22 protein-coding genes and 1 tRNA gene are annotated in these 21,632 nt (G+C 46.3%); 19 read left to right on the plus strand and 4 right to left on the minus strand.

The genetic code is table 11. From position 1 onward, the window contains the following. Nucleotides 1–29 precede the first annotated feature (29 nt). A complete protein-coding gene (locus tag ACNKW2_RS01895) occupies nucleotides 30–1,889 on the minus strand; it encodes a cation:proton antiporter (RefSeq protein ID WP_419147031.1) in 1,860 nt (619 codons plus the stop codon). 746 nt (nucleotides 1,890–2,635) lie between these two features. On the opposite strand from ACNKW2_RS01895, the gene proB reads away from it, so the two are divergent. Continuing rightward, on the plus strand, nucleotides 2,636–3,742 hold the full coding sequence (gene proB, locus ACNKW2_RS01900) for a glutamate 5-kinase (protein ID WP_419147032.1): 1,107 nt from the start codon (nucleotides 2,636–2,638) through the stop codon (nucleotides 3,740–3,742). 3 nt (nucleotides 3,743–3,745) lie between these two features. Then, nucleotides 3,746–4,993, plus strand: a complete 1,248-nt coding sequence (locus tag ACNKW2_RS01905; protein WP_419147033.1) for a glutamate-5-semialdehyde dehydrogenase — start codon at nucleotides 3,746–3,748, stop codon at nucleotides 4,991–4,993. A gap of 141 nt (nucleotides 4,994–5,134) precedes the next feature. Here the strand turns inward: ACNKW2_RS01905 and ACNKW2_RS01910 are convergent. Continuing rightward, a tRNA-Ala gene (locus ACNKW2_RS01910) sits at nucleotides 5,135–5,210 on the minus strand. A 128-nt stretch (nucleotides 5,211–5,338) separates the two neighbouring features. Here ACNKW2_RS01910 and ACNKW2_RS01915 point away from each other — a divergent pair. Continuing rightward, nucleotides 5,339–5,737 carry a hypothetical protein gene (locus ACNKW2_RS01915; RefSeq protein WP_419147034.1) on the plus strand — a complete coding sequence of 133 codons (399 nt, stop codon included), beginning with the start codon at nucleotides 5,339–5,341 and terminating at the stop codon, nucleotides 5,735–5,737. After that, nucleotides 5,734–6,240 carry a prolyl-tRNA synthetase associated domain-containing protein gene (locus ACNKW2_RS01920; protein WP_419147035.1) on the plus strand — a complete coding sequence of 169 codons (507 nt, stop codon included), beginning with the start codon at nucleotides 5,734–5,736 and terminating at the stop codon, nucleotides 6,238–6,240. Before ACNKW2_RS01915 ends, ACNKW2_RS01920 begins: the two co-directional genes overlap by 4 nt. On the opposite strand, the gene ACNKW2_RS01925 is transcribed toward ACNKW2_RS01920, so the two are convergent. Continuing rightward, a complete protein-coding gene (locus ACNKW2_RS01925) occupies nucleotides 6,205–7,338 on the minus strand; it encodes an MFS transporter (RefSeq protein WP_419147036.1) in 1,134 nt (377 codons plus the stop codon). The genes ACNKW2_RS01920 and ACNKW2_RS01925 overlap by 36 nt on opposite strands. A gap of 188 nt (nucleotides 7,339–7,526) precedes the next feature. On the opposite strand from ACNKW2_RS01925, the gene ACNKW2_RS01930 reads away from it, so the two are divergent. The 4 genes from ACNKW2_RS01930 to ACNKW2_RS01945 all read left to right on the plus strand — a co-directional run bounded on the left by ACNKW2_RS01930 (nucleotide 7,527) and on the right by ACNKW2_RS01945 (nucleotide 10,562). Next, nucleotides 7,527–8,063: a DUF2058 domain-containing protein gene (locus ACNKW2_RS01930; RefSeq protein WP_419147037.1), complete on the plus strand. Its 537-nt coding sequence runs from the start codon at nucleotides 7,527–7,529 to the stop codon at nucleotides 8,061–8,063. A 72-nt stretch (nucleotides 8,064–8,135) separates the two neighbouring features. Then, complete coding sequence (locus tag ACNKW2_RS01935) at nucleotides 8,136–8,459, plus strand: c-type cytochrome (RefSeq protein ID WP_336568762.1); 324 nt, start codon at nucleotides 8,136–8,138, stop codon at nucleotides 8,457–8,459. A gap of 151 nt (nucleotides 8,460–8,610) precedes the next feature. Then, nucleotides 8,611–9,378 carry a class II aldolase/adducin family protein gene (locus ACNKW2_RS01940; RefSeq protein ID WP_336568763.1) on the plus strand — a complete coding sequence of 256 codons (768 nt, stop codon included), beginning with the start codon at nucleotides 8,611–8,613 and terminating at the stop codon, nucleotides 9,376–9,378. A gap of 8 nt (nucleotides 9,379–9,386) precedes the next feature. Beyond that, nucleotides 9,387–10,562: a mandelate racemase/muconate lactonizing enzyme family protein gene (locus tag ACNKW2_RS01945; RefSeq protein WP_419147038.1), complete on the plus strand. Its 1,176-nt coding sequence runs from the start codon at nucleotides 9,387–9,389 to the stop codon at nucleotides 10,560–10,562. Nucleotides 10,563–10,633: 71 nt separating this feature from the next. Here the strand turns inward: ACNKW2_RS01945 and suhB are convergent, their stop codons facing one another. Beyond that, on the minus strand, nucleotides 10,634–11,437 hold the full coding sequence (gene suhB / locus ACNKW2_RS01950) for an inositol-1-monophosphatase (protein WP_419147039.1): 804 nt from the start codon (nucleotides 11,435–11,437) through the stop codon (nucleotides 10,634–10,636). Between the two features lie 211 nt (nucleotides 11,438–11,648). On the opposite strand from suhB, the gene trmJ reads away from it, so the two are divergent. The 11 genes from trmJ (at nucleotide 11,649) to ACNKW2_RS02005 (ending at nucleotide 21,608) form a co-directional block, all read left to right on the plus strand. Further along, nucleotides 11,649–12,380, plus strand: coding sequence for a tRNA (cytosine(32)/uridine(32)-2'-O)-methyltransferase TrmJ (gene trmJ / locus ACNKW2_RS01955; protein ID WP_419147040.1), 732 nt, complete (start codon nucleotides 11,649–11,651; stop codon nucleotides 12,378–12,380). A gap of 267 nt (nucleotides 12,381–12,647) precedes the next feature. Continuing rightward, nucleotides 12,648–13,139 (plus strand): Fe-S cluster assembly transcriptional regulator IscR, encoded by a 492-nt coding sequence (iscR, locus tag ACNKW2_RS01960; RefSeq protein WP_336568771.1) that lies wholly within the window; start codon nucleotides 12,648–12,650, stop codon nucleotides 13,137–13,139. A 23-nt stretch (nucleotides 13,140–13,162) separates the two neighbouring features. Next, nucleotides 13,163–14,377 (plus strand): IscS subfamily cysteine desulfurase, encoded by a 1,215-nt coding sequence (locus ACNKW2_RS01965; protein WP_419147041.1) that lies wholly within the window; start codon nucleotides 13,163–13,165, stop codon nucleotides 14,375–14,377. 60 nt (nucleotides 14,378–14,437) lie between these two features. Continuing rightward, entirely contained in the window at nucleotides 14,438–14,821 is a 384-nt protein-coding gene (iscU, locus tag ACNKW2_RS01970) for a Fe-S cluster assembly scaffold IscU (RefSeq protein WP_419147042.1), read from the plus strand. Nucleotides 14,822–14,830: 9 nt separating this feature from the next. After that, nucleotides 14,831–15,154, plus strand: coding sequence for an iron-sulfur cluster assembly protein IscA (gene iscA, locus ACNKW2_RS01975; protein ID WP_336568776.1), 324 nt, complete (start codon nucleotides 14,831–14,833; stop codon nucleotides 15,152–15,154). Nucleotides 15,155–15,214: 60 nt separating this feature from the next. After that, nucleotides 15,215–15,739, plus strand: a complete 525-nt coding sequence (hscB, locus tag ACNKW2_RS01980; protein ID WP_419147043.1) for a co-chaperone HscB — start codon at nucleotides 15,215–15,217, stop codon at nucleotides 15,737–15,739. Nucleotides 15,740–15,780: 41 nt separating this feature from the next. Continuing rightward, nucleotides 15,781–17,643: a Fe-S protein assembly chaperone HscA gene (hscA, locus tag ACNKW2_RS01985; protein ID WP_419147044.1), complete on the plus strand. Its 1,863-nt coding sequence runs from the start codon at nucleotides 15,781–15,783 to the stop codon at nucleotides 17,641–17,643. A 1-nt stretch (nucleotide 17,644) separates the two neighbouring features. Then, nucleotides 17,645–17,983: an ISC system 2Fe-2S type ferredoxin gene (gene fdx, locus ACNKW2_RS01990; protein WP_419147045.1), complete on the plus strand. Its 339-nt coding sequence runs from the start codon at nucleotides 17,645–17,647 to the stop codon at nucleotides 17,981–17,983. A 96-nt stretch (nucleotides 17,984–18,079) separates the two neighbouring features. After that, nucleotides 18,080–19,513, plus strand: coding sequence for an NAD-dependent succinate-semialdehyde dehydrogenase (locus ACNKW2_RS01995; RefSeq protein WP_419147046.1), 1,434 nt, complete (start codon nucleotides 18,080–18,082; stop codon nucleotides 19,511–19,513). A 93-nt stretch (nucleotides 19,514–19,606) separates the two neighbouring features. After that, nucleotides 19,607–20,488, plus strand: a complete 882-nt coding sequence (locus ACNKW2_RS02000; RefSeq protein WP_419147047.1) for an NTP transferase domain-containing protein — start codon at nucleotides 19,607–19,609, stop codon at nucleotides 20,486–20,488. Then, nucleotides 20,466–21,608 carry a phosphotransferase enzyme family protein gene (locus tag ACNKW2_RS02005; protein WP_419147048.1) on the plus strand — a complete coding sequence of 381 codons (1,143 nt, stop codon included), beginning with the start codon at nucleotides 20,466–20,468 and terminating at the stop codon, nucleotides 21,606–21,608. Before ACNKW2_RS02000 ends, ACNKW2_RS02005 begins: the two co-directional genes overlap by 23 nt. The last annotated feature ends 24 nt before the right edge of the window (nucleotides 21,609–21,632 follow it).

A 21,632-nucleotide genomic window follows, 5' to 3' on the forward strand; every position in this document is an offset into this window, starting at 1 on the left:
CTATCACCGCTTATGCTTATGCAGGTAAGCTAGTTACTTAGCTTATCGCCAATTTGTCCTTCCTTACTGTTATTCGGATCTTTCAGCACGCTTAACTTAGGTGGTTGTAAAGCAAACACTTTATCACCATCCGCAGGTGGTTTTTTCATGTTGGAAGTAAAAGGTCGTACCAACAAGGGCTCTTCATCTTTGCTTTGCTCTGTAAGTATAAAAAGCGGTATCGCTTCGTTATTTACCTCTTGGTATTGCTGCCAGTCAAACTCTTCAGAAATACGCGTAACACTGACCTTTCCGCCTTTGGCAATCATACTACTGAGTTTGGCATAGCTGCCCTCTTCACCAAATAAAATCTGTCGTGATAGGAAGGTAGCACTGTCTTTATTGGCTTTAGCATGGTTGGTAGATGACTTCAGTGAGTACACCCATTGCTCGCCAAGCAAGTGAGAAAAATACTGAACTCCCAAGGCATTATGGTGGCGGTTGGGCGACAGGGCTAAAACAAACTTCAAACTGGTTAGGGGTAAATAACGCTCAGCGTGTTCCGACTGTGGGTTGCCGTAATAACAGGGTAAGCCATCCATCCGAGCCATTTTGCAGTTTTCCCAAGCTGGGTCTGATAAACAAATATCAACGTTCTGCTCTTTTAGTCCCTTGGCGATGGCTCGAGCAACATGGTTCGCTCCAATAATCAGCAGGGTATTGGGTTTCGGCTGACGTACCCCTAAAAGCCTGGCCAGTGGGGTGGCGGTGAGGCTTTGCAATACCACGGTGACAATGATCACGGTGAAGATCAGCGGCACCATCTTTTCCGCGCCCTCTATTTGTGATTTGCTCATACTCAAAGCAAACACTGAGCCCACTGCGGCAGCCACAATCCCGCGTGGTGCAATCCAGCTCAGTAGCAATCGCGATTTGATTGGCAAATCGGTGTTCAGGGTGGAAAGGAAGATAGACACTGGCCGCGCAATAAACAGGATAACGGCTAAAAAGATAAAGACATCGGTATCTAGCATCATTAAATCTTCTAGCTTTAAGCGCGCAGCAAGAAGAATAAATAAGCTCGATATCAATATCATCGAGAGGTCTTCTTTAAACTCAAGAACGGAGTCAATTTCCAAGTCGTCTTGGTTGGCAAGCCAGATCCCAAACACCGTCACGGCAAGCAACCCTGATTCATGACTCAGGTGGTTGGAGATGGTAAAGCTGAATAACACCAACGCCAAAATGGCGAACTTGTGCAATTCAAATGGCAACCACTCTTTACGGATCAGGTAGCTGGTGATGATACCTGAGACTAAACCTATGCTGATCCCCACCCCCACAGTGGACACCAATGCCCACAGTGTGTGACTAAGCATGCCGGCATCGCCCACTAAGGAAACGGCTTCAAACACAATCACAGCGAAGAGCGCACCAATGGGGTCGATAACAATGCCTTCCCAGCGTAAAATGCGGTCTATGTCTTTATCGGGTCGCATGGAATTAAGCATAGGAGCAATAACGGTGGGACCTGTGACGACCAATACAGCACCCAGTACAGCGGCTACTTGCCAGTTGAGTTCTAGCACCAGGATGGCGGTGGTGGCGGTAATGGCAAATGTCGCCAACATCCCAATCGAGCAAAGGTTTCTCACCACCTTGCCAATGCCTTTTAACTCCTTGAAGTGTAAGGTTAAAGCGCCCTCAAATAGAATCACAGCAACGGACAATGAAACGACTGGAAAAAGCAGATCACCCAATAACGCGTCGGGGTCGAGTGTGCCACTAAATGGCCCAAGGGCGAGGCCAATTAGCAGTAAAAATAAGATGGCGGGTACTTTAAACGCCCAAGCAAGCCATTGAGCAATAACAGAGCAAACGGCAATTCCGGCAATATAAATTGCTGACATAGATTCTCCCGTGGCTGGAACATTCCAACGTAATATACCAACTGTATTAACTCTCCAAGCAATTTAAAGGGGGAGGTGTCTTAGTAGCAGCATGGATCACGTTGCTATTTAGAGCACTAGCGAGTAAAGTTTCTATCTTACTTGCAAGTCATTTCCCCGTTTTAACATAGAGTGTGTAATACCTTTGCTATTAATGAGTATAGCTAGGCTTGTGTTATAACACAGTGTTAAGGGTAGTAAAGTCAATAAGCAATTGAAAATATAGTATTATAAAATTCATTTATGACCGTCATAAAGAATTAACATGGTATTGGGTTGCAATTACTAACTCAGCGGGTTAAGGTATAAAACGTTCGAAGCGCAGGGCAACCTGTGCAGTCATTCACAATCTACTCTCTACGCAATTATTCATTGCGGTACAGTCTTTCCAGCCGCACCAAACCATGGTGGCCCTGTTGGAAACGGCTCGACGTCAAGGGGATGTTTCTACTTGGTGTCACAATCAATCTTCTATTAGTGAAATGTCAGACGGCAGTTAAAGTTTAATTGCTGTATCTGGGTTAAGCATGTGTGTATTTCCGATGGGACTATGGTCTTCGTTGTCGCACGTCTATTCGTCATATTTGCTCACCGATTAACCGGTGTCAAGCAATGCATTTTGTAATTTGTCTTCTAATAGAAGATTTTAGGAGTACCGTCGCGTTAAAGGGGTGGGGTAGCTAATTAATAGCAAAAAGCAGGAATTTATGTCGATGAAGCAGTCAAAACGTATAGTAATTAAAATTGGGAGTGCCTTAATAGCACCAGAGCAAGATGGATGTCGCTCTCGCTACTTGCTTAGCATTGCACAATATATTGTGCGTTGCCGTGCACGTGGCATTGAAGTGATCTTAGTCTCTTCAGGCTCAGTTGCAGCAGGGTCGCACTTGTTCCCAGATAATGAGCAGCCACCGATTGCGGTGAAAAAGGCAATGGCAGCAGCAGGCCAAACAGAAATGATGGCCACATGGGACCGTTTCTTTGACTTTCCGTCGGCACAGATCCTACTTACCCACGGTGATTTGAGAGACAGAGAAAGATACACCAGTATTCGTGAAACCATATTCACTTTACTCGACCATGGCATTCTGCCTATTATCAATGAGAACGATACGGTGACCACCGACGATCTGAAAGTAGGCGATAACGATAACTTATCAGCCATGGTAGCGGCTGCGGCAGATGCCGATGGCCTAGTGATTTGTTCCGACGTGCGTGGTTTATACAACAAAAATCCAAACTTACACGCAGACGCTGAGCTGATCTCCGAAGTGGGAGAAATCACCGAAGAAATTTACGACATGGCGGGGTGCCCAACCAGTAAAGTGGGTACCGGTGGCATGAAAACCAAGATTGAAGCGGCAGAGAAAGCCACTTCTCATGGTATCGATACATACATAGTAAACGGCTTTGAAGAGCATACCTTCGAAGCGTTATTGGCGGGTGAAAACCCAGGTACGGTATTTACCGCTTACGATAAACCGATGAAAGAAAACGTCCACTGGATGACCCATACGGCATCAGAGCAGGGCGAGCTAGTAGTCGAGGCCGATTACGGCGATGGCGACGATGAAGAAGTTGGCCAATTAAGTGGTGATGCCATCACTGAGGTAAAAGGCGAGTTCTCGGTAGGTGACACGATATTAGTGCGCAGCGCCGATGGTAAGCGTCTAGCCAAAGCGACCACCAATTACAGTAGTTGTTTACTTAACTTTTTAACTGAACACGAAGAAAGCCCAATTAGCGATAAGATTCAAGATAGCATTGGTCCCGTGATTTCAGAACAAGATATAGCATTATTGGAGAAGTCTTAATTTATGAGTTTAATTACAGAAATTTCAGCACAAGCATCAGCAGCAGCGAAGCAGTTAGCACTTTTATCAACTGAGCAAAAGAACGCCGTGTTAGCTGATATGGCAAAAGAAATTCGTGATAATACTGATGCTATCATCAAAGCCAATGAAGCGGACCTTGCTGCAGCGCGTGATAACAAGTTAAGCGATGCCATGATTGACCGCCTAACGTTAAACCAAGAGCGTATTAACGCCATGGCAGAAGGCATTGAAACCATTATTGAACTTGACGATCCAGTGGGATCGCTAAGAGACATGGGTGTAAGACCAAATGGCATTAAAATCAGCAAAATGCGAGTGCCACTTGGTGTTGTGTGCATGATTTACGAAGCACGTCCTAATGTCACGGCGGATGCCGGTGCACTGTGCTTTAAATCAGGTAATGGGGTTATTTTACGTGGTGGTAAAGAAGCCCTAGGCAGCTCTCTTGAGATTGCTAAAGCGATGCACAATGCTCTAGAAAAGCACAATTTACCAACGGCTCTGGTATCAGTGGTGCCAAACCCTGACCGTGGCCTGTTAATGGAATTGATGCAGCAAAAAGATTACATCGACCTGATTATCCCTCGTGGTGGTGAAGGCTTAATTAACTTTGTTACTGAGAACAGTACGGTTCCGGTTATCCAACACTTTAAAGGGGTGTGTCACCTTTATATTGACAAAGAAGCCGATCTCGACAAAGCAATGGCACTGTTGCTAAACGGTAAAACCCAGCGTACTGGTGTATGTAATGCCCTTGAGGGTCTTATTGTGCACCAAGATGTGGCAGCAGAATTCTTACCAAAAGCGGCGGTCGAGCTTGCCAAGCGTGGCGTAAAAATCAATGCCTGTAAGAACACCGTTGGTTACTTCGATAACGCTGTAGAGCTTAGCGATGATGAGTTTGGTGAAGAGTACCTAAGCTTAGAAATTGCGGTACGCCAAGTAGAAGATTTTACTGCGGCACTGGCACACATTGACCGCTTTGGTAGCCACCATACTGAGGTTATTTGTACTGAAGATAAAGCGGCTGCTGATTTATTCCAACGCGGAGTTGATGCCTCAGTAGTAATGCATAATGCTTCATCACGATTCAGTGATGGCTCTGCCTTAGGTCTGGGTGCTGAAATTGGTATCGCGACAACTAAGCTCCATGCCTATGGCCCAATGGGTTTAGAGTCACTGACTACTGAGAAGTTCTTGGTAAACGGTGAAGGACAGGTTCGCGAGTAAGCCTCGCAACATTCGCAGGGCACAGCGAACAGTGCCTTGCGAACATTACAATGACAGAATGACATAAGTAACTGCAAAGCTCGGGCCGCAAGGTTTGGGCTTTTTTCGTTTATATAGAGAAGGAAAGTGACAGGTGGAAAGTGGTGGAGCTAAGCAGGATCGAACTGCTGACCTCCTGCGTGCAAGGCAGGCGCTCTCCCAGCTGAGCTATAGCCCCACATTCCGTTTTGAACGAGGAAAATTTAATCATTTTTATAAATCGAGTCAAGAGGTCTGAAAATTTTTTCGCTTTTTTTTTCGACTCTTTGTTACACTGCCCTTAAAACAAAAAAGCAAAAGTGTACTATGTCCACTCCCTATCGATTAATGGCAATGCTGTTTACTCTGGTATTGTTAGGTTGCGCCAGTCAGCCTGAAGCCCCGACCTTAGAGGTAGAGAAACAAACTTTACATCAACGTACTTTAGCCAATGGTGAGCAAGAGTTCGCTTTTATTGTCACCGTAGCTGCAACCCCTGCCATGCAACTTGATACCAGCAAGCCTATTTCGCGCCGAGCGTTAAAAGCCTTCGCCGAGTTTGAGCGCATAGAAGACTCATCGAGCTTAAAACTACGGTTAGAAGAGCGTGCGGTAGAGTTGTTAGGACCGGCATTAGCGGCCGAGAACTATTGCAATCAAGGCCATACCATTACGGATGTCTATTGGCGTCAGCGCAGTGTGCAGCTAAGAGGTAAGTGCTTGTGATCCGTAACAACCCACAACAGCTCAATGCTTGCTTGGCGCAATTAGGGATAGACTATATTGGGTATCAACACCCTGCTCTTAATACATGCGCCGATGCAGACCGTTTAGCGTTAGAGCGCCAAGGTACCCGATTAAAAAACCTATTTTTACGCGATAATTATGGCAAACGACATATTTTGTTTATTGTCCCTGCAGAAAAGCAGCTAGACCTAAAACACCTGTCTAAGGCGCAACAGGTGTCGCGCTTAGGGTTTGCTTCAACCGCGCGGTTAGGCAAATATTTAGGAGTAGAGCAGGGCTGCGTATCGGCTTTAGCATTGTATAACGACGATCAGCAAGCGGTAGAGCTGTGGCTCGATAGTGAGCTTAAGAGCGCTGAACTGTGGCAGTGTCATCCTCTAGTTAATACCCAAACCTGGGTATTGAGTTATGCCTCTTTATTACAATTTTGGCAGCATACCGGTCATTCACCGCGTTGGGTAGAGGCCATTTCTAAAGCTTAAGGCTAAGCCACAAAGACACACCAAAAGTAATGCCGCGGCAAAGTACATCAGCCCACCATATTCATAAATTAATCCCGGTAGGTAAGACCCTAATACGCCACCGCTGTAGTAGAACGACACATACGCGCCATTAGTGACGGTAGCGGGAGCGCTACTGATACTGTTTGCCAAAGGAGCTGCAGTGGCATGAATGATAAACATACAGGCGCAAAACAAGGTGAAAAGCAGGACGAATACACTGAAGTTGGCTATTGGCATAAGGGCGATAGTGCAGGCATAGATGGCAAACATGGCGCCGAGAAACCACCAAGTTGAGCTTACTCGCCCTTGTAACCAAGGGGTGATAATAGAGCCCAGTGCACCAACCAAGTAGCCGCTGTAAACCCAGCCGACTTGACTTGGAGAGATTAAATTAAAATCGTATTTAAGAATAAAGGGTAAAAAGTTCAACAGCCCCGCAAAGCAAAAAAACATACAAAACACACTGCTGTACAAGCGCAGTAAGTGTGGCTGCTTTAGCGGTGTTAAATAGTCCCGCAAACGCGCCACTGGGGTTATCGCAGGGCTATGACCACGCGCGCGAACGCTCAACGCCAACAAGGTGAGCAGCACAGCGTTAATATAGTAAAAGCTTTGCCATTCAAACCACACTGCTATATTCGCCGCGAGCGTACGGCCAAAATAGCCGCCCATGATGGTACTACCAATATAAAGTGCCATATTTTTTTTCAGCGCAGCGCCACTGAATTGTTGGCCAATATAACCTGTCATTGCGGTCAGCGCGGCAGGTAGCAGTAAACCTTGTATAAGTCGCACCAATAACAGTCCTGAAAAAGACGTCATGCTTGCAAAGGCAATGCAGGACAGTGCTAAGCACAGCATGGTCCATTTTAACACATTTAAGGGGTTGGATTTTGCCAGTATTAAACCATAGCAAATGGGGGCTATGGCCAAGGGGAGCATGGTCGCTGACATCAAGGTCCCCGCTTGCGACGCAGACACTGAAAATTGCTGCGCAAATTCTGCCAGCAAGGGTTGTGGCGCATACAAGACAAAAAAGATAAATATAGAACACAGCAACAGATGGATGACTGGCATACCCAAAGAAAGCTTTTAGTTTTGGTAACTTGGCCTAAACTATATCAAATTAGTCAGTCATTTTTTGCGCTATATCACAGTTTTAAATAAATAATTTGCTAGATTTGTGGTTGATCCTAGCTATCGTCTCTGGTCAATCGCAGTGGCTGAGTTAAAATAGTGAAAAGTCTATTTTACGGAGTTGTACTATGGGTTCATTGCAAGACCAGTTGCTCAAGGCAGGCCTAACGACCGAGCACAACGCTAAAGTGGCGAAAACACAAAAGCGTAAACAGCAAAAGAAAAAGAAGAAGGGCGCAACCAGCGACCAATCTGATCTGCAAAAGCATATTGAGCAGACTAAGATAGAGCAGCAAAAGCGTGCCGAAGAGCTCAATAAAGCTAAGCAAGAAGAGCTGAAAGAAAAAGAGCAAGTTGCTCGCGTTAAGCAAATACTGGAGCACCACAACCAGGATGAAATCCGTGGTGATGTGACCTTCAACTTCACCTATCAAAATAAGGTGAAAGAGCTGGAGGTTAACACGGCTACTCAACAGGCACTAGCCAAAGGTCGACTGGCGATTTGCGTGTTGGAAGGCGTATTTTATGTATTACAGGACGAGCCAGCGAGGAAAATTGCCGAAGTGGATGAGAAGTATATTGTTTTCCATGTGGAAGACGATCAACAAGGCAATGACGACGATCCCTATGCTGAATTTGAAGTTCCTGATGATTTGATGTGGTAGTGATTAGGCCATAGGTTAAACTTTGGGCTACACTGACTTACAACGTTAACCGTCAATAAAAAGAGTAAAGATATGAGCAAGATGAAAAAACTACTAGTAGGGACTGCTGTAGCAGTATGTGCATTGAGTTCAGCCAGCGCCATGGCGGCGGATGGCAAAGCCCTGTATACCCAAAAAATGTGTCAAACCTGCCATGGTGCAGAAGGTAAAGCGCCAATTATGCCTTTGTATCCAAAAATTAATGGCCAAAATAAAGAGTACCTAGTGGCACAAATGAAAGACATTAAGTCAGGTAAACGTAACAACGGCATGTCTTCTGCTATGAAAGCCATGGTTGCCAATGTCAGCGATGCTGAATTTGAAGCCATTGCCGAGTACCTAAGCAAGGTTAAATAAGCGGCTTACAGCCTAGAAAGCGCTTATTGAAGCACTGCTTTACAATCACAGACGAAACCACCGCTTGCGGTGGTTTTTAGTTGCAGACAGTTATAACTTAATTTAGACTTCTATACATCCAGATGTGGAAGTATTGTATAAAGGATCTCCCATGTTCGAATTACCGCAATTAGATTTAAAAAACAAAGTCAGTGCTGAAGAGTGGCAGCTGCGCCTTGATTTAGCGGCCTGCTATCGCTTAGTGGAGCATTTTCGCTGGGGGGATCTAATTTATACGCACATGTCAGCAAGGTTACCGGGCACCGATCATTACTTGGTGAACGCCTTTGGCCTAAGCTTTGATGAAGTAACAGCATCAAACTTAGTGAAAGTTGACCTCCAAGGGAATATTTTGGATGACACACCATTTGAAATAAACCCCGCTGGTTTTACTATCCACAGTGCTATTCATGAGGTGCGGGATGATGCCCATTGCGTTATCCACTTGCATACCAAAGAAACCATTGCGGTGGCGAGCCTTGAGTGTGGACTGTTGCCGCTGAGTCAGCACAGTATGTTTTCACTGCCTTCTTTGTCGTACCATGGCTACGAAGGACTGGCTGTGAATGCTGCAGAAAAACAACGTCTGCAAGAGGATTTAGGTGATACCAATCATATGTTGTTGGTGAATCATGGTGGCTTAACTGTGGGGCCAACCGTAGGTGATGCGTTTATGCGTTTTTATGACCTGCAGCGGGCCTGTGAAATCCAAGTCGCCATTCAGGCAACAGGGCAAAAAGCCACACCGGTACCACAGCCCATTATCGACAATATTTATAATCAAGCTAACGTTGTCCATAGCGGTAGCACTGGTGGGCAATTGGCGTGGCCTGCGATGCTACGTAAAGCCTACCGCTTAGACCCAAGCTTTGCTCAATAGGAGTCTTTATGAAAGTTAATCGCGTAGAAGTATTTGATATCCATTGCCCCGATAGACCAGCGTGGACCCCTGTGTTTGTGCGTATTCACACTGATGAGGGGATCTCTGGCGTAGGGGAAGCGGGTCTGGCGTATGACCTTGGACACAGCGCGGCGGCGAGCATGATAAAAGAAATGGCTGAGGCATTTTTAATTGGCCATGACCCGTTTCAAACCGAGCTGTTGTGGTCGCGGATGCTGCGCGAGAGCTTTTGGGGACTCGGTGGTGGCCCGGTGGTCTATGCTGCTATGTCAGCTATCGATACCGCACTTTGGGATATTAAAGGCAAAGCACTAAAACTGCCGGTTTATCAGCTGTTAGGTGGTAAGGTGAACCCAGAATTACGTACCTATGCGTCGCAATTGCAATTTGACTGGGATCAGGAGTTTAAAGCGCTGGTTGAACCTCATGAATACGCTGAGGCGGCGCATAAAGCCATCGCCGAAGGCTATGATGCGGTTAAGGTCGACCCAATTCAATACGACAAGCATGGCAACACTTATTATGATCGCACTAAACTTATTTCTCGTGCTGAAATGAAACTCTACCGCGCTCGTATGAAGGCCATTCGCGAGGCCGTTGGCGACGAGGTTGACATTATCTTTGAGTGTCACAGTCTACCGGGTGCCACGTCTGCCATACAAATAGCCGACATCGCCGAAGAATTTGACTGCATGTACTATGAAGAGCCAGTTAATTACCTCAACCACTCTCTGCATGCTAAAGTCGCTAACAAGACGGCTGTGCCCATTGCTGGTGGTGAGCGTTTGTACAATCGTTGGGGGGTACGCCCTTATTTTGAAGATCAAAGTATTGATGTTTTACAGCCAGACATTGGTTTATGTGGTGGCTTTACCGAGACCAAAAAGGTATGTGATTACGCCGATATCTTTGATGTTCGAATACAAGCACACGTCTGCGGTGGCCCAGTAGCCACAGCCGCGGCGTTACACTTAGAAACCGCGATCCCGAACTTCTTAATTCATGAACACCATACTTATGCGATTAAAAAGTGGAACCGTGAATTATGCTTGCAAGATCCGCAGCCACACAAAGGCATCTTCAAAGTGTCTGAGGAACCAGGGCTTGGCATTGAACTGAACGATGAAGTTGTGATGCGCTCCTCTCGAGTGGAAATTAAGTAACCCCCGAGCGCATTCAATAGAAACAAAAAAACCCAAGTTCAGGCTTGGGTTTTTAGTAGTAACCAGGTTTGTTATTTCAACAGAGACTCGGTTAATACTGGACGAATTTCTTTTACAATGGCTTGGCAAAGCTTAGGTGCGCCGCAAATGATGTTGCCACTGCGGTTGTAGTTAGCACCACCGGCAAAGTCAGTAACCATGCCGCCAGCTTCTTTGATTAATAGCTCGCCTGCCGCGGTATCCCAAGGTTTTAGGCCGATTTCGAAGAAACCATCCATACGACCAGCAGCGACATACGCCATATCTAACGCTGCAGAGCCTGCACGACGCATGTCAGCAGTGTGTACAAATAGTGCTTTGAATGCCTCTAGGTAAGCGTCCAAGTGGTGCTTTAGTTTAAACGGGAATCCAGTGCCGATAACAGTGCCTTGTAGCTCAATCGACTTAGAAACACGAATACGCTTGTTATTAAGCTGTGCACCTTGACCACGTGAAGCGGTGAAAAGCTCGTCGCGGATTGGATCATACACTACGGCTTGCTCTACGCGACCTTTTACTTTTAGTGCGATAGAAACCGCATAGTGAGGGATACCCTTAACAAAGTTAGTAGTACCATCAAGAGGATCTACAACCCATTGGTAATCTGCATCTTTGCCTTCTTGAAGGCCAAGTTCTTCGCCAATAATTGCGTGCTCAGGGTAAGATTTTAAAATGGTGTCACGGATAGCAACTTCCGCTTCTTTATCGATATTTGTAACGAGATCATTGGTGCCTTTTTGTGAGGCTTCAACGCGTGACAGATCTTCACTGGCACGAAGAATAATCTTACCCGCGTTACGCGCAGCGCGTACCGCAATGTTCAACATTGGATGCATAGCATTACCTTTAGGTTGTAAAAGAACAGGATATTTCAGCCGGCGTATTCTAGCGGCTTTTGCTGCAAAGTAAATATAAAACCACAAAAAAACCTGGTTGTTTTTTGTACTTCCTTGCCCTGCATCGATTTTTATTTATCCGTGGCTATCTTAGTGAGATCAGTTTGAGCTGTGCTACAATTCGCCATTATTTTTGTTTGAGAATCAGGTAATGGCATTAGAAGACATTCGTATTGTATTAGTAAACACCTCACATTCAGGCAATATTGGCTCTGTTGCTCGAGCGATGAAAACCATGGGGTTGTCAAAGCTGTATTTAGTGGACCCTGCATGTGAAGTGGATAGCCATGCAAGTGCATTGGCGGCTGGTGCGACCGATATCTTAGGTAGCGCTCAGCAGGTCGATACCTTACAAGAAGCGATTGCGGACTGTGCACTCACTATTGGCACCAGTGCTCGTTCTAGAACGCTGTCATGGCCCATGGTCGACCCTAGAGGCTGCGCCCAAAAGCTCGTCAGTGAGTCAAAGCACGGTCCGGTGGCGTTAGTGTTTGGTCGCGAGAATAGTGGCTTGACCAACGAAGAGCTGCAGTTATGTAACTATCACGTTTGCATTCCTGCAAATCCAGAATACAGCTCGTTAAACTTAGCCATGGCGGTGCAAACCCTCGCTTATGAAACGCGCATGACCTATTTAGACTCGCTTGAGCAACCTGCTGAAGAAAGCGATGATACGGTTTATCCATCATCAAAACAGATGGAGCTATTTTATGAGCACCTAGAGCGTACTCTGGGCGACACTGGATTTATCATCAAGCAGCATCCCGGCATGGTGATGACCAAGTTGAAAAGACTGTTCAATCGTGCCAGACCGGAAGATCAAGAGCTTAATATTTTGCGCGGCATTTTAAGCTCAATTGATAAGTCGACTAAAAAGCAATAAGGCCTTTTACCGCAGCGCTGGCGACGCTCTGTCGTCAGCCAATTGTTCTTTTCTAGCCCAACCGACATTGCGGACAAAACTTCAGCAATAATACTTGACTAAATTACTCAGGTAATTAAAATGAAGCTAATACTTGATTAATTTACTCAGGTATTACAGGTAAGCATCGCCAAGAGCGCAGAATCTGGGCTCCAGAAGGGGTTAATACTTGACTATCTTAGTCAAGTAATTAAAATTTGCGTCTTGGTAAAATAACGGGGGTCATGCATGAAATTAACATCGAAAGGCAGGTATGCCGTAACAGCAATGTTAGATGTTGCGTTACACGCTAGTATCGGCCCTGTGTCGTTAGCTGATATCTCTGATAGACAAGAGATTTCGCTATCTTACCTTGAACAATTATTTGCCCGACTACGTAAACATGGGCTAGTAAGCTCAGTGCGTGGTCCAGGCGGCGGTTATTTACTAGGCCGCGATTCGCATACCATTTCCGTTGGTGATGTTATTGGTGCGGTGGATGAGTCAGTTGACGCCACACGTTGTCATGGGGAAGGCGGTGGCTGCCAAAGTGGCATGCGTTGTCTTACTCACTCTTTATGGTCCGACCTGAGTGTGCGAATAGAAGAGTTTTTAAATAGTATTTCCCTAGCCGAGTTAGTCGCAGATGCTGATGTACAAACGGTAGCCAAGCGACAAGATCATCGTGTAAAGCAGGTGATCGAGCAATTAGACAATATTCAAGTGAGCTGTCAACTATAGGTTGACGTTAAGCGGAGAGATAAATGAAATTACCGATATATCTAGATTATGCAGCAACCACTCCGGTTGATCAGCGTGTTGCAGACGAGATGATGCATTGCCTGACGATGGATGGTAACTTTGGTAATCCAGCTTCTCGTTCACACCGTTTTGGTTGGCAGGCAGAAGAACTGGTCGATCAGGCGCGTAACGATATCGCCGATTTAATCAACGCCGATCCGCGCGAAATTGTTTTCACTTCAGGCGCAACCGAGTCAAACAACCTTGCTATTAAAGGTGCGGCGCAGTTCTACAAGAAAAAAGGTAAGCACATCATTACCGTACGTACTGAGCACAAAGCCGTGCTTGATACTTGCCGCGAATTAGAACGCCAAGGTTTTGAAGTGACCTATATGGACGTGGAAGAAAACGGTCTACTTGATCTGAAAAAGCTAGAAGCGGCAATGCGTGATGACACTATCTTAGTGAGCGTGATGCACGTTAACAATGAGCTTGGCGTGATTCAAGATATCGCCACCATTGGCGAAATGTGTCGCGAACGCAAAATCATGTTCCACGTCGACGCGGCGCAAAGCACAGGTAAAGTGAAAATTGATTTACAAAGCCTGAAAGTGGATTTCATGTCGTTCTCAGGCCACAAAGTGTACGGTCCTAAAGGCATTGGCGCACTTTATGTTCGCCGTAAGCCTCGTGCTCGCCTGGAAGCGCAAATGCACGGTGGTGGTCATGAGCGTGGTATGCGTTCTGGTACCTTAGCAACGCACCAAATCGTTGGTATGGGTGCAGCTTGCCGTATTGCAAAACAAGATTTCGATAAAGACCATGAGCACATCAGTGCGTTACGTAAGCGTTTACTGGATGGCATCATGGATATGGACGAAGTGTACTTTAATGGTGCAATCGACCAATCAGTGCCAGGTATTGTCAACATCAGTTTCAACTTTGTTGAAGGTGAGAGCCTACTGATGGCCGTTAAAGACATTGCGGTGTCATCTGGTTCAGCATGTACATCTGCAAGCCTAGAGCCATCTTATGTTTTACGTGCACTGGGTCGTAATGACGAATTAGCACACAGCTCAATTCGCTTCAGTATTGGCCGCTTCACCACAGAAGAAGAAATCGACTACACCGTCAAGTTGATTAAAGATTCAATTGGTCGCCTACGTGAAATGTCACCGCTTTGGGAAATGCACCAAGAGGGGATTGACCTAGATAGCGTTGAGTGGGCGCACCACTAAGCAAGTTTTAGCCGCTGGCTGGACTGACTCCAGCCACAAGCAGGTAGTGAGGAAATAGTTATGGCTTACAGTGATAAAGTTATCGACCATGTAGAAAATCCACGTAACGTGGGTGTGCTAGACAAAAATGACCCAAGTGTTGCAACCGGTATGGTTGGTGCACCAGCTTGTGGCGACGTAATGAAGCTGCAAATCAAGGTGTCTGACACTGGGGTTATTGAAGATGCAAAATTCAAAACCTATGGCTGCGGTAGCGCCATCGCTTCATCATCACTGGTAACTGAGTGGGTGAAGGGCAAAACGTTAGAAGAAGCAGCAACTATTAAGAACACCGACATCAGTGCGGAGCTTGAGTTGCCACCAGTGAAAATTCACTGCTCAATTCTAGCCGAAGATGCTATTCAAGCAGCAATCAAAGACTACAAGAGTAAACAAGCGAAGTAAGAGAATATTATGGCAGTGACGTTAACAGATGCAGCCGCTAATCGTGTATTAGCCTTTTTAAACAATCGCGGAAAAGGCATCGGGCTGCGCGTTGGTATTAAAACCACAGGCTGTTCAGGTCTTGCTTATGTTCTTGAGTTTGTTGATGAATTAGACGAAGGCGATGAAGTCTTTGAAGACAAAGACGTGAAAATCATTGTCGATGCTAAAAGCTTAGTTTATATCGATGGCACAGAGCTTGACTACACCAAAGAAGGTCTGAACGAAGGGTTTAAATTCAGCAACCCGAACCAAAAAGACGAATGTGGCTGTGGCGAAAGCTTCACCGTATAATTGAATATAGTGATTAGCTTAAAGCCCTACCTTGGTGGGGCTTTTCTATATTAGGTATGTATGCGTTATTTTGAATTATTTGATTTACCCGTCGATTATCAAGTCGATCTCGAGAAGCTGAACAAGGGCTACTTAGAATTACAGCGTGCCGTTCATCCCGATCGATTTGCCGGTAAGGGCGAGCGTGAAAAACTGCTAGCGGTACAGAAAACCGCCGAGATCAATGATGCATTGGCCGTATTGAAACACCCCGTGAAACGTGCTGAATATATGTTAAGTGAAAAAGGGGTGGATATTCGCGCTGAGCAACAAACCTTACAAGATCCACAGTTTTTGATGCAGCAAATGGAGCTAAGAGAAGCCTTAGAAGAGCTTTCTTCGGCCTCGGATCTTGATAGCGCCATCGCTGACTTTGAGAAGCAAATCAAAGCATTAGATAAAGAGTTTAGTGCTTCACTAACACAGCAACTGCAAAGTGAAACACCATCCGATTTAGACGCTGCAGCAGACAATATTAGAAAGCTTAAATTTGTGTACAAACTGCGCGATGAGTTAGCGCGTATCGAAGATGAATTATTCGATTGATGGCGCTTAGCCGTCAGCAACCGTAGAAGTGAAAGAGCATTATGGCATTATTGCAAATTGCTGAGCCGGGGCAAAGCGCGGCACCTCATGAACATAAATTAGCAATTGGTATTGACCTAGGTACTACCAACTCGCTTGTCGCGACGGTGCAAAGTGGTGAAAGCAAAACACTGAGCGATGACAATGGCAAGCCCATGTTACCATCGGTGGTGAGATATACTGACTCAGGCATTATTGTCGGTGACGCTGCTCAAGCGGCTTCTGCCGAAGACCCCACCAATACCCTGATTTCAGTAAAACGCTTTTTAGGTAAGACGCAAGCCGAAATTGAGCAAAGCTATGGTCAATTGCCTTACCAATTTGTCGAACACGATGGCGCATTAGCGATTGCCACGCAAAGCGGTGCAGTGAGCCCAGTTCAAGCATCCGCTGAAATTTTAAAAAGTCTACATCAACGCGCCGTAGCAAGCTTTGGCGGCGAAGATGTGATGGGAGCCGTTATTACGGTGCCTGCGTATTTCGATGACGCACAACGTCAAAGTACTAAAGATGCTGCTGAACTGGCGGGCTTAAATGTATTACGCTTATTAAACGAACCCACCGCTGCCGCCGTTGCCTATGGCTTGGATTCTGGCCAAGAGGGTGTGATTGCCGTATATGATTTGGGTGGCGGGACGTTTGATATCTCCATTTTGCGTCTTAACCAAGGCGTATTTGAGGTGTTATCTACCGGTGGTGATTCTAGCCTAGGTGGCGATGACTTTGACGCCCTATTGGTGGATTATTTTAAGCAGCAAACGCAACTGTTTGACCTCAACCCGAATGAGTTAAGACTTTTCATCAATAAAGCTAAGGCGTGCAAAGAAGCCCTTTCCAGCTATGAAACGGTAAACGTTGAGCTTGCTGTACGTGAACAGCTGCATGTGGTTACCATTACTCGAGATGAGTTTGCACAAATGGCGATGCCGCTGGTGAAAAAGACGTTACGCTCATGTCGCCGCGCTCTAAAAGATGCCGATGTTAGCAATGAAGAAGTGTTGCAAGTGGTCATGGTTGGTGGTTCAACGCGGATGCCTGTGGTGCGTGATGAAGTGGGTGCCTTTTTCGAAAAAGAGCCGCTTACCTCGATTGACCCAGATCGCGTTGTGGCGCTTGGTGCCGCTATCCAAGCAGATATTTTGGTCGGTAATAAGCCTGACTCAGACATGCTGTTATTGGATGTCTTACCCTTGTCGTTAGGACTGGAAACCATGGGTGGACTGGTAGAGAAAATTATTCCTCGTAACACCACCATTCCAGTGGCTCGAGCGCAAGAGTTCACCACCTTTAAAGATGGCCAAACAGCCATGTCTTTGCATGTGTTGCAAGGGGAACGTGAGCTGGTTGACGACTGTCGTAGCCTTGCCAAGTTTAGCCTGAAAGGTATTCCACCAATGGCTGCGGGTGCGGCGCACATTCGCGTCACTTTTAAAGTCGATGCTGATGGCCTACTGAGTGTTTCAGCAGAAGAAAAGTCAACCGGCGTACAAGCTGAAATCCAAGTAAAACCTTCGTTTGGTTTGAGTGATGATCAAGTCGCAAACATGCTGAAAGAGTCGATGACCAATGCCAAAGATGACATGCAAGCACGCATGCTCAAAGAGCAACAGGTGGAAGCTCTGCGAGTATTAGAGGCGCTTGAAGCTTCATTGGCGAGCGATTCGGCATTGCTGTCTGATGCTGAGTTGGCGACACTGCGCGCGGCAATGGATAAACTTGCAAATGTACGTCAGCAAGCGCAAGATCCAGATGAAATTAAATCAGTGATTGAAGAAGTAGATAATGCCAGTAGTGATTTCGCATCACGACGCATGGATCAGTCAATTAAAAAGGCACTGCAAGGGCAGTCGGTAGACGAGGTGTAATATGCCACAAATTATCTTTTTACCTAATGAAGAGTTATGCCCAGAGGGTGCTGCCATTGAAGCGCCGGCAGGGGAAACAGTACTGGATGTTGCGCTAAAAAATGGCATCAGCATCCCGCATGCGTGTGAGAAATCGTGTGCTTGTACCACCTGTCATGTGGTGATCCGTGAAGGCTTTGACTCACTCGATGAAAGCGATGAGTTAGAAGACGATATGCTCGACAAAGCATGGGGACTAGAAGCCGAGTCGCGCTTAGGTTGCCAAGCGGTGATCAAAGATGAAGACTTAGTGGTTGAAATACCCAAGTACAATCTCAATATCGTTAATGAAGAGCATTGATACCTGAGCTGTTTTAGTCGCTATACTAATTCACTCAAGCAACAAAAAAGCCGTAGTTGTCACACTACGGCTTTTTGCCTTTTAAGGAGGAGTAATATGTCACTTTGCAACAACCCAGAATATTCACTTATAAATGGTCAAGCTTATCAAAGTGAGCAGTTTGTTGAGGTTTACAACCCCGCTACGGGAGCGTGTTTGGCCAAAGTGTCTGATACCGACCCTGCAGGCGCTGATGAAGCTCTGGCCGCGGCTCAAGAAACCTTTAATGCGTTAACTAACACCACTGCAAAGCAACGTAGCCAAGTACTACGAAAGTGGTTTGAGTTGGTGGTGGAGCATCGTCAGGAGTTGGCTGAGCTTGTCACCAAAGAGCAAGGTAAGCCGCTATCTGAAGCCCAAGGTGAGGTCGATTATGCTGCCGGCTTTATCGAATGGTATAGCGAAGAAGCGAAAAGAGCTTATGGCCAAGTGATCCCAAGCCACACCACCAGTCATCAACTGCACACCATTAAACAAGGCGTTGGCGTAGTGCTTGGGATCACACCTTGGAACTTTCCATTAGCCATGATCACCCGCAAAGTGGCTCCTGCTTATGCTGCAGGTTGCAGTTTTATTTTGAAGCCCTCGGAAAAAACACCATTGGCAGCACTGGCCTTAGCCAAACTTGCCATCCAGGCCGGGATGGAAAAAGGGGCTTTACAAGTGCTGGTGACTCACGATTCGAAAACATTGGTTTCTCATCTTACCGAGTCTGCTGCGGTGCGAAAACTGACTTTTACCGGCTCCACGGCGGTGGGCAGTGCATTATTAAAACAGTGCGCAGAGACAGTAAAACGTACCTCAATGGAGTTAGGGGGCAATGCACCGTTTATTATTTTTAATAGTGCGGATGTCGAAAGTGCGGTTTCAGGACTAATGGCTGCCAAGTTCAGAAATGGCGGACAAACCTGTGTGGCTGCCAACCGTATTTTGCTGCAGCAAGATATTCAAGACAAGGTATTGGCAGCACTGACGCAGCAAGTCAGTAAGCTGAAAGTGGGCAATGGCCTCGAAGATGGAGTCGACATTGGTCCTTTGATATCGATGGCAGCCAAGGAAAAAGCACAAGATTTATTGGCGGATGCGCTAGATAAAGGTGCGAAAGTGCATTACCAAGGTGACGCGCTGTCGGGGCAGTTTATGGCGCCGATGATCCTAACTGGGGTGAATGACAGCATGCGTATTTACCATGAAGAAATCTTTGCCCCCATTGTCAGCATCATTGATTTTGCCGATGAGCAACAAGCGCTGGCACTGGCTAATGGCGTGCCAGAGGGGCTGGCTGCTTATTTTTATTCGCAAGATATGAATCAAATTCAGCGTGTTAGTACACGGCTAGAATATGGCATGATAGGCATTAACGAAGGCATGGTATCGAATCCTATGGCACCATTTGGCGGCATGAAATATTCGGGGCTAGGCCGAGAAGGGGCGCAAGAAGGATTGCTGGAATATCAAGAAGTGAAGTACTTATGTCAAAAGTTCGAGTAGCCAGTCAGAGGCTACTCACTTTTGTGCCACACTTTTAATCTCGAGGAAACCTCAGTACACTAGTGCGCCTGGTTAAATTTTGATGTTTTATCAATGATGGAAAGTGATAATAGCCCAGCATTAATTATTCTTGCCGGCGGCTTAGGCAGTCGCTTTGGTGGCGATAAGCAGGTTGCTGAGTTGGCGAGAATAAACAAAAGTATTATGGAGCTGAGCATCTTGGACGCCCACCAGGCTGGTGTTCAGGAGGTGTACCTTATCATTAACGCGCGAGTGCGTGACACCATTGAGTCTCGAGTGCTACCCCGCTTGCCGCCAGCCATTAACGTTACCTTGATTGAACAATCTCTTACTCAAGTGCCACCGTCATTCGAACGTTATTGTACAGAGCGGGAGAAACCCTGGGGCACTGGACACGCTTTATTGTGTGCCAAGCCTTATATTAAAACACCTGCCATTGTCATCACCGCCGATGATTATTATGGTCCTGATGCGTTTATCTCCCTGGTGGAGCACTTTAAGCACCACCACAGTATGGCGATGATTGGCTACCCCATTACTCATACCTTATCGCAACAAGGGGGAGTAAATCGTGGGATTTGTCAGGTAAGTGAGGGCAAACTACAATCGATAGTGGAGGTAACAGATATTCGTCAAGAGTCTCAAGCGTTACGAGGAAATGTTGACCAAACTGCCATTAATATTGCACCCTCTGCACTGGCCTCTATGACCTGTTGGGGGATCTTGCCAAGCTTGTTTAATGCTTTAGAAGCGGGTTTTTATGACTTCTTAGAGAATTATGACAACGATGTCAAAAAAGAGTATTATTTACCAGATTGCATTCAAAGCTGTATCGAAAAAGGCACTGAAATAGTTTGGGTTTACCAAGCTAGCTCGCCTTGGTACGGGGTAACCTATAAAAACGAGTTAGACATTGTCGCGAGAAAAATCTATGAATCACGTCAGGGAAGATAGCGCTCTGGGTTCAGAGCCATTTGATACCACCCTTACAGAAGCAGGTAAAGCATGCCAGTCTGTGGCACAGACACTGGCCAATGAGTTTGGGCTAAACAGTGAGCGTGCCTGGGTGAAACACATTGGTAATGGTCATATTAATACCACTATGTTGCTACAGGATGGTCATCAATCTTTGGTGGTACAAAAGCTTAACACCAAGGTATTTCCTGAACCGCAACAGTTAGTGGAAAATGCCCGAGCGATTGAAAAGCATTTGACGCAAAAAGCACTTAACGGCAGTTATAGTCTTGCGATTATCAAGCATGTTGCCACTCACTCAGGGCAATACTTAGTGCAGCTCGGTGAGGACTATTGGCGAGCATTGGTCTTTATTGGTAGCAGCTACAGTGAAGATGTGGTGGCTAGTGAGCAGCAAGCCAAAACCGCAGCCAGTGCTTTTGGGCGGTTTTCGCACGCACTGAATGACTTTGACGCTCGACAGTTACACCATGTTATCCCTGACTTTCACAACCTAGCCATGCGAATAGGTGCCTTTAATGAGGCACTGGCTGCTGATAAACATCACCGAGCCCAGCACTGCACAGCGCTTATTGAGCAATTTCAACAGCACTTTGGTTTGGCTGAACAGTTACAACAAGTGCAATCACAGGTGCCGTTACGCGCTTGTCATAACGATACCAAGATCAATAATATGTTGTTCTCCACCAAAGATGGGTCAGCCCGAGCGGTGATCGACCTAGACACTTGTATGCCGGGGAATTGGCTGTTTGATTTTGGTGACATGGTAAGAACCTTTTGCTCGCCGGAAGAAGAAGATTCAACGGCGCTGGACAAGGTTGCCGTGCGAGAAAATATTTTTGCCGCTTTGGCAGAAGGGTATATTGCGCCATTGCGCGACAGCATCACCGCGGCTGAGCGAGAAAGCTTTTTATTGGGCGCGAAGGTCATGCCGTTTATGATTGGCCTGCGCTTTCTTACCGATTATTTGGATGGCGACAACTACTTTGCTACCCACCACAGTCAGCACAACTTAGACAGAGCGAAAAACCAGTTTGCGCTTTATCGCAGTGTGGTGGAAAAAGAGCCACGTTTAGCGGCGATTATAAACGCTATTTAATTTAGCCATTGCCCTCTTATGCTT

The organism is Pseudoalteromonas 'SMAR' (assembly GCF_048515945.1).
Lineage (GTDB): Bacteria > Pseudomonadota > Gammaproteobacteria > Enterobacterales > Alteromonadaceae > Pseudoalteromonas.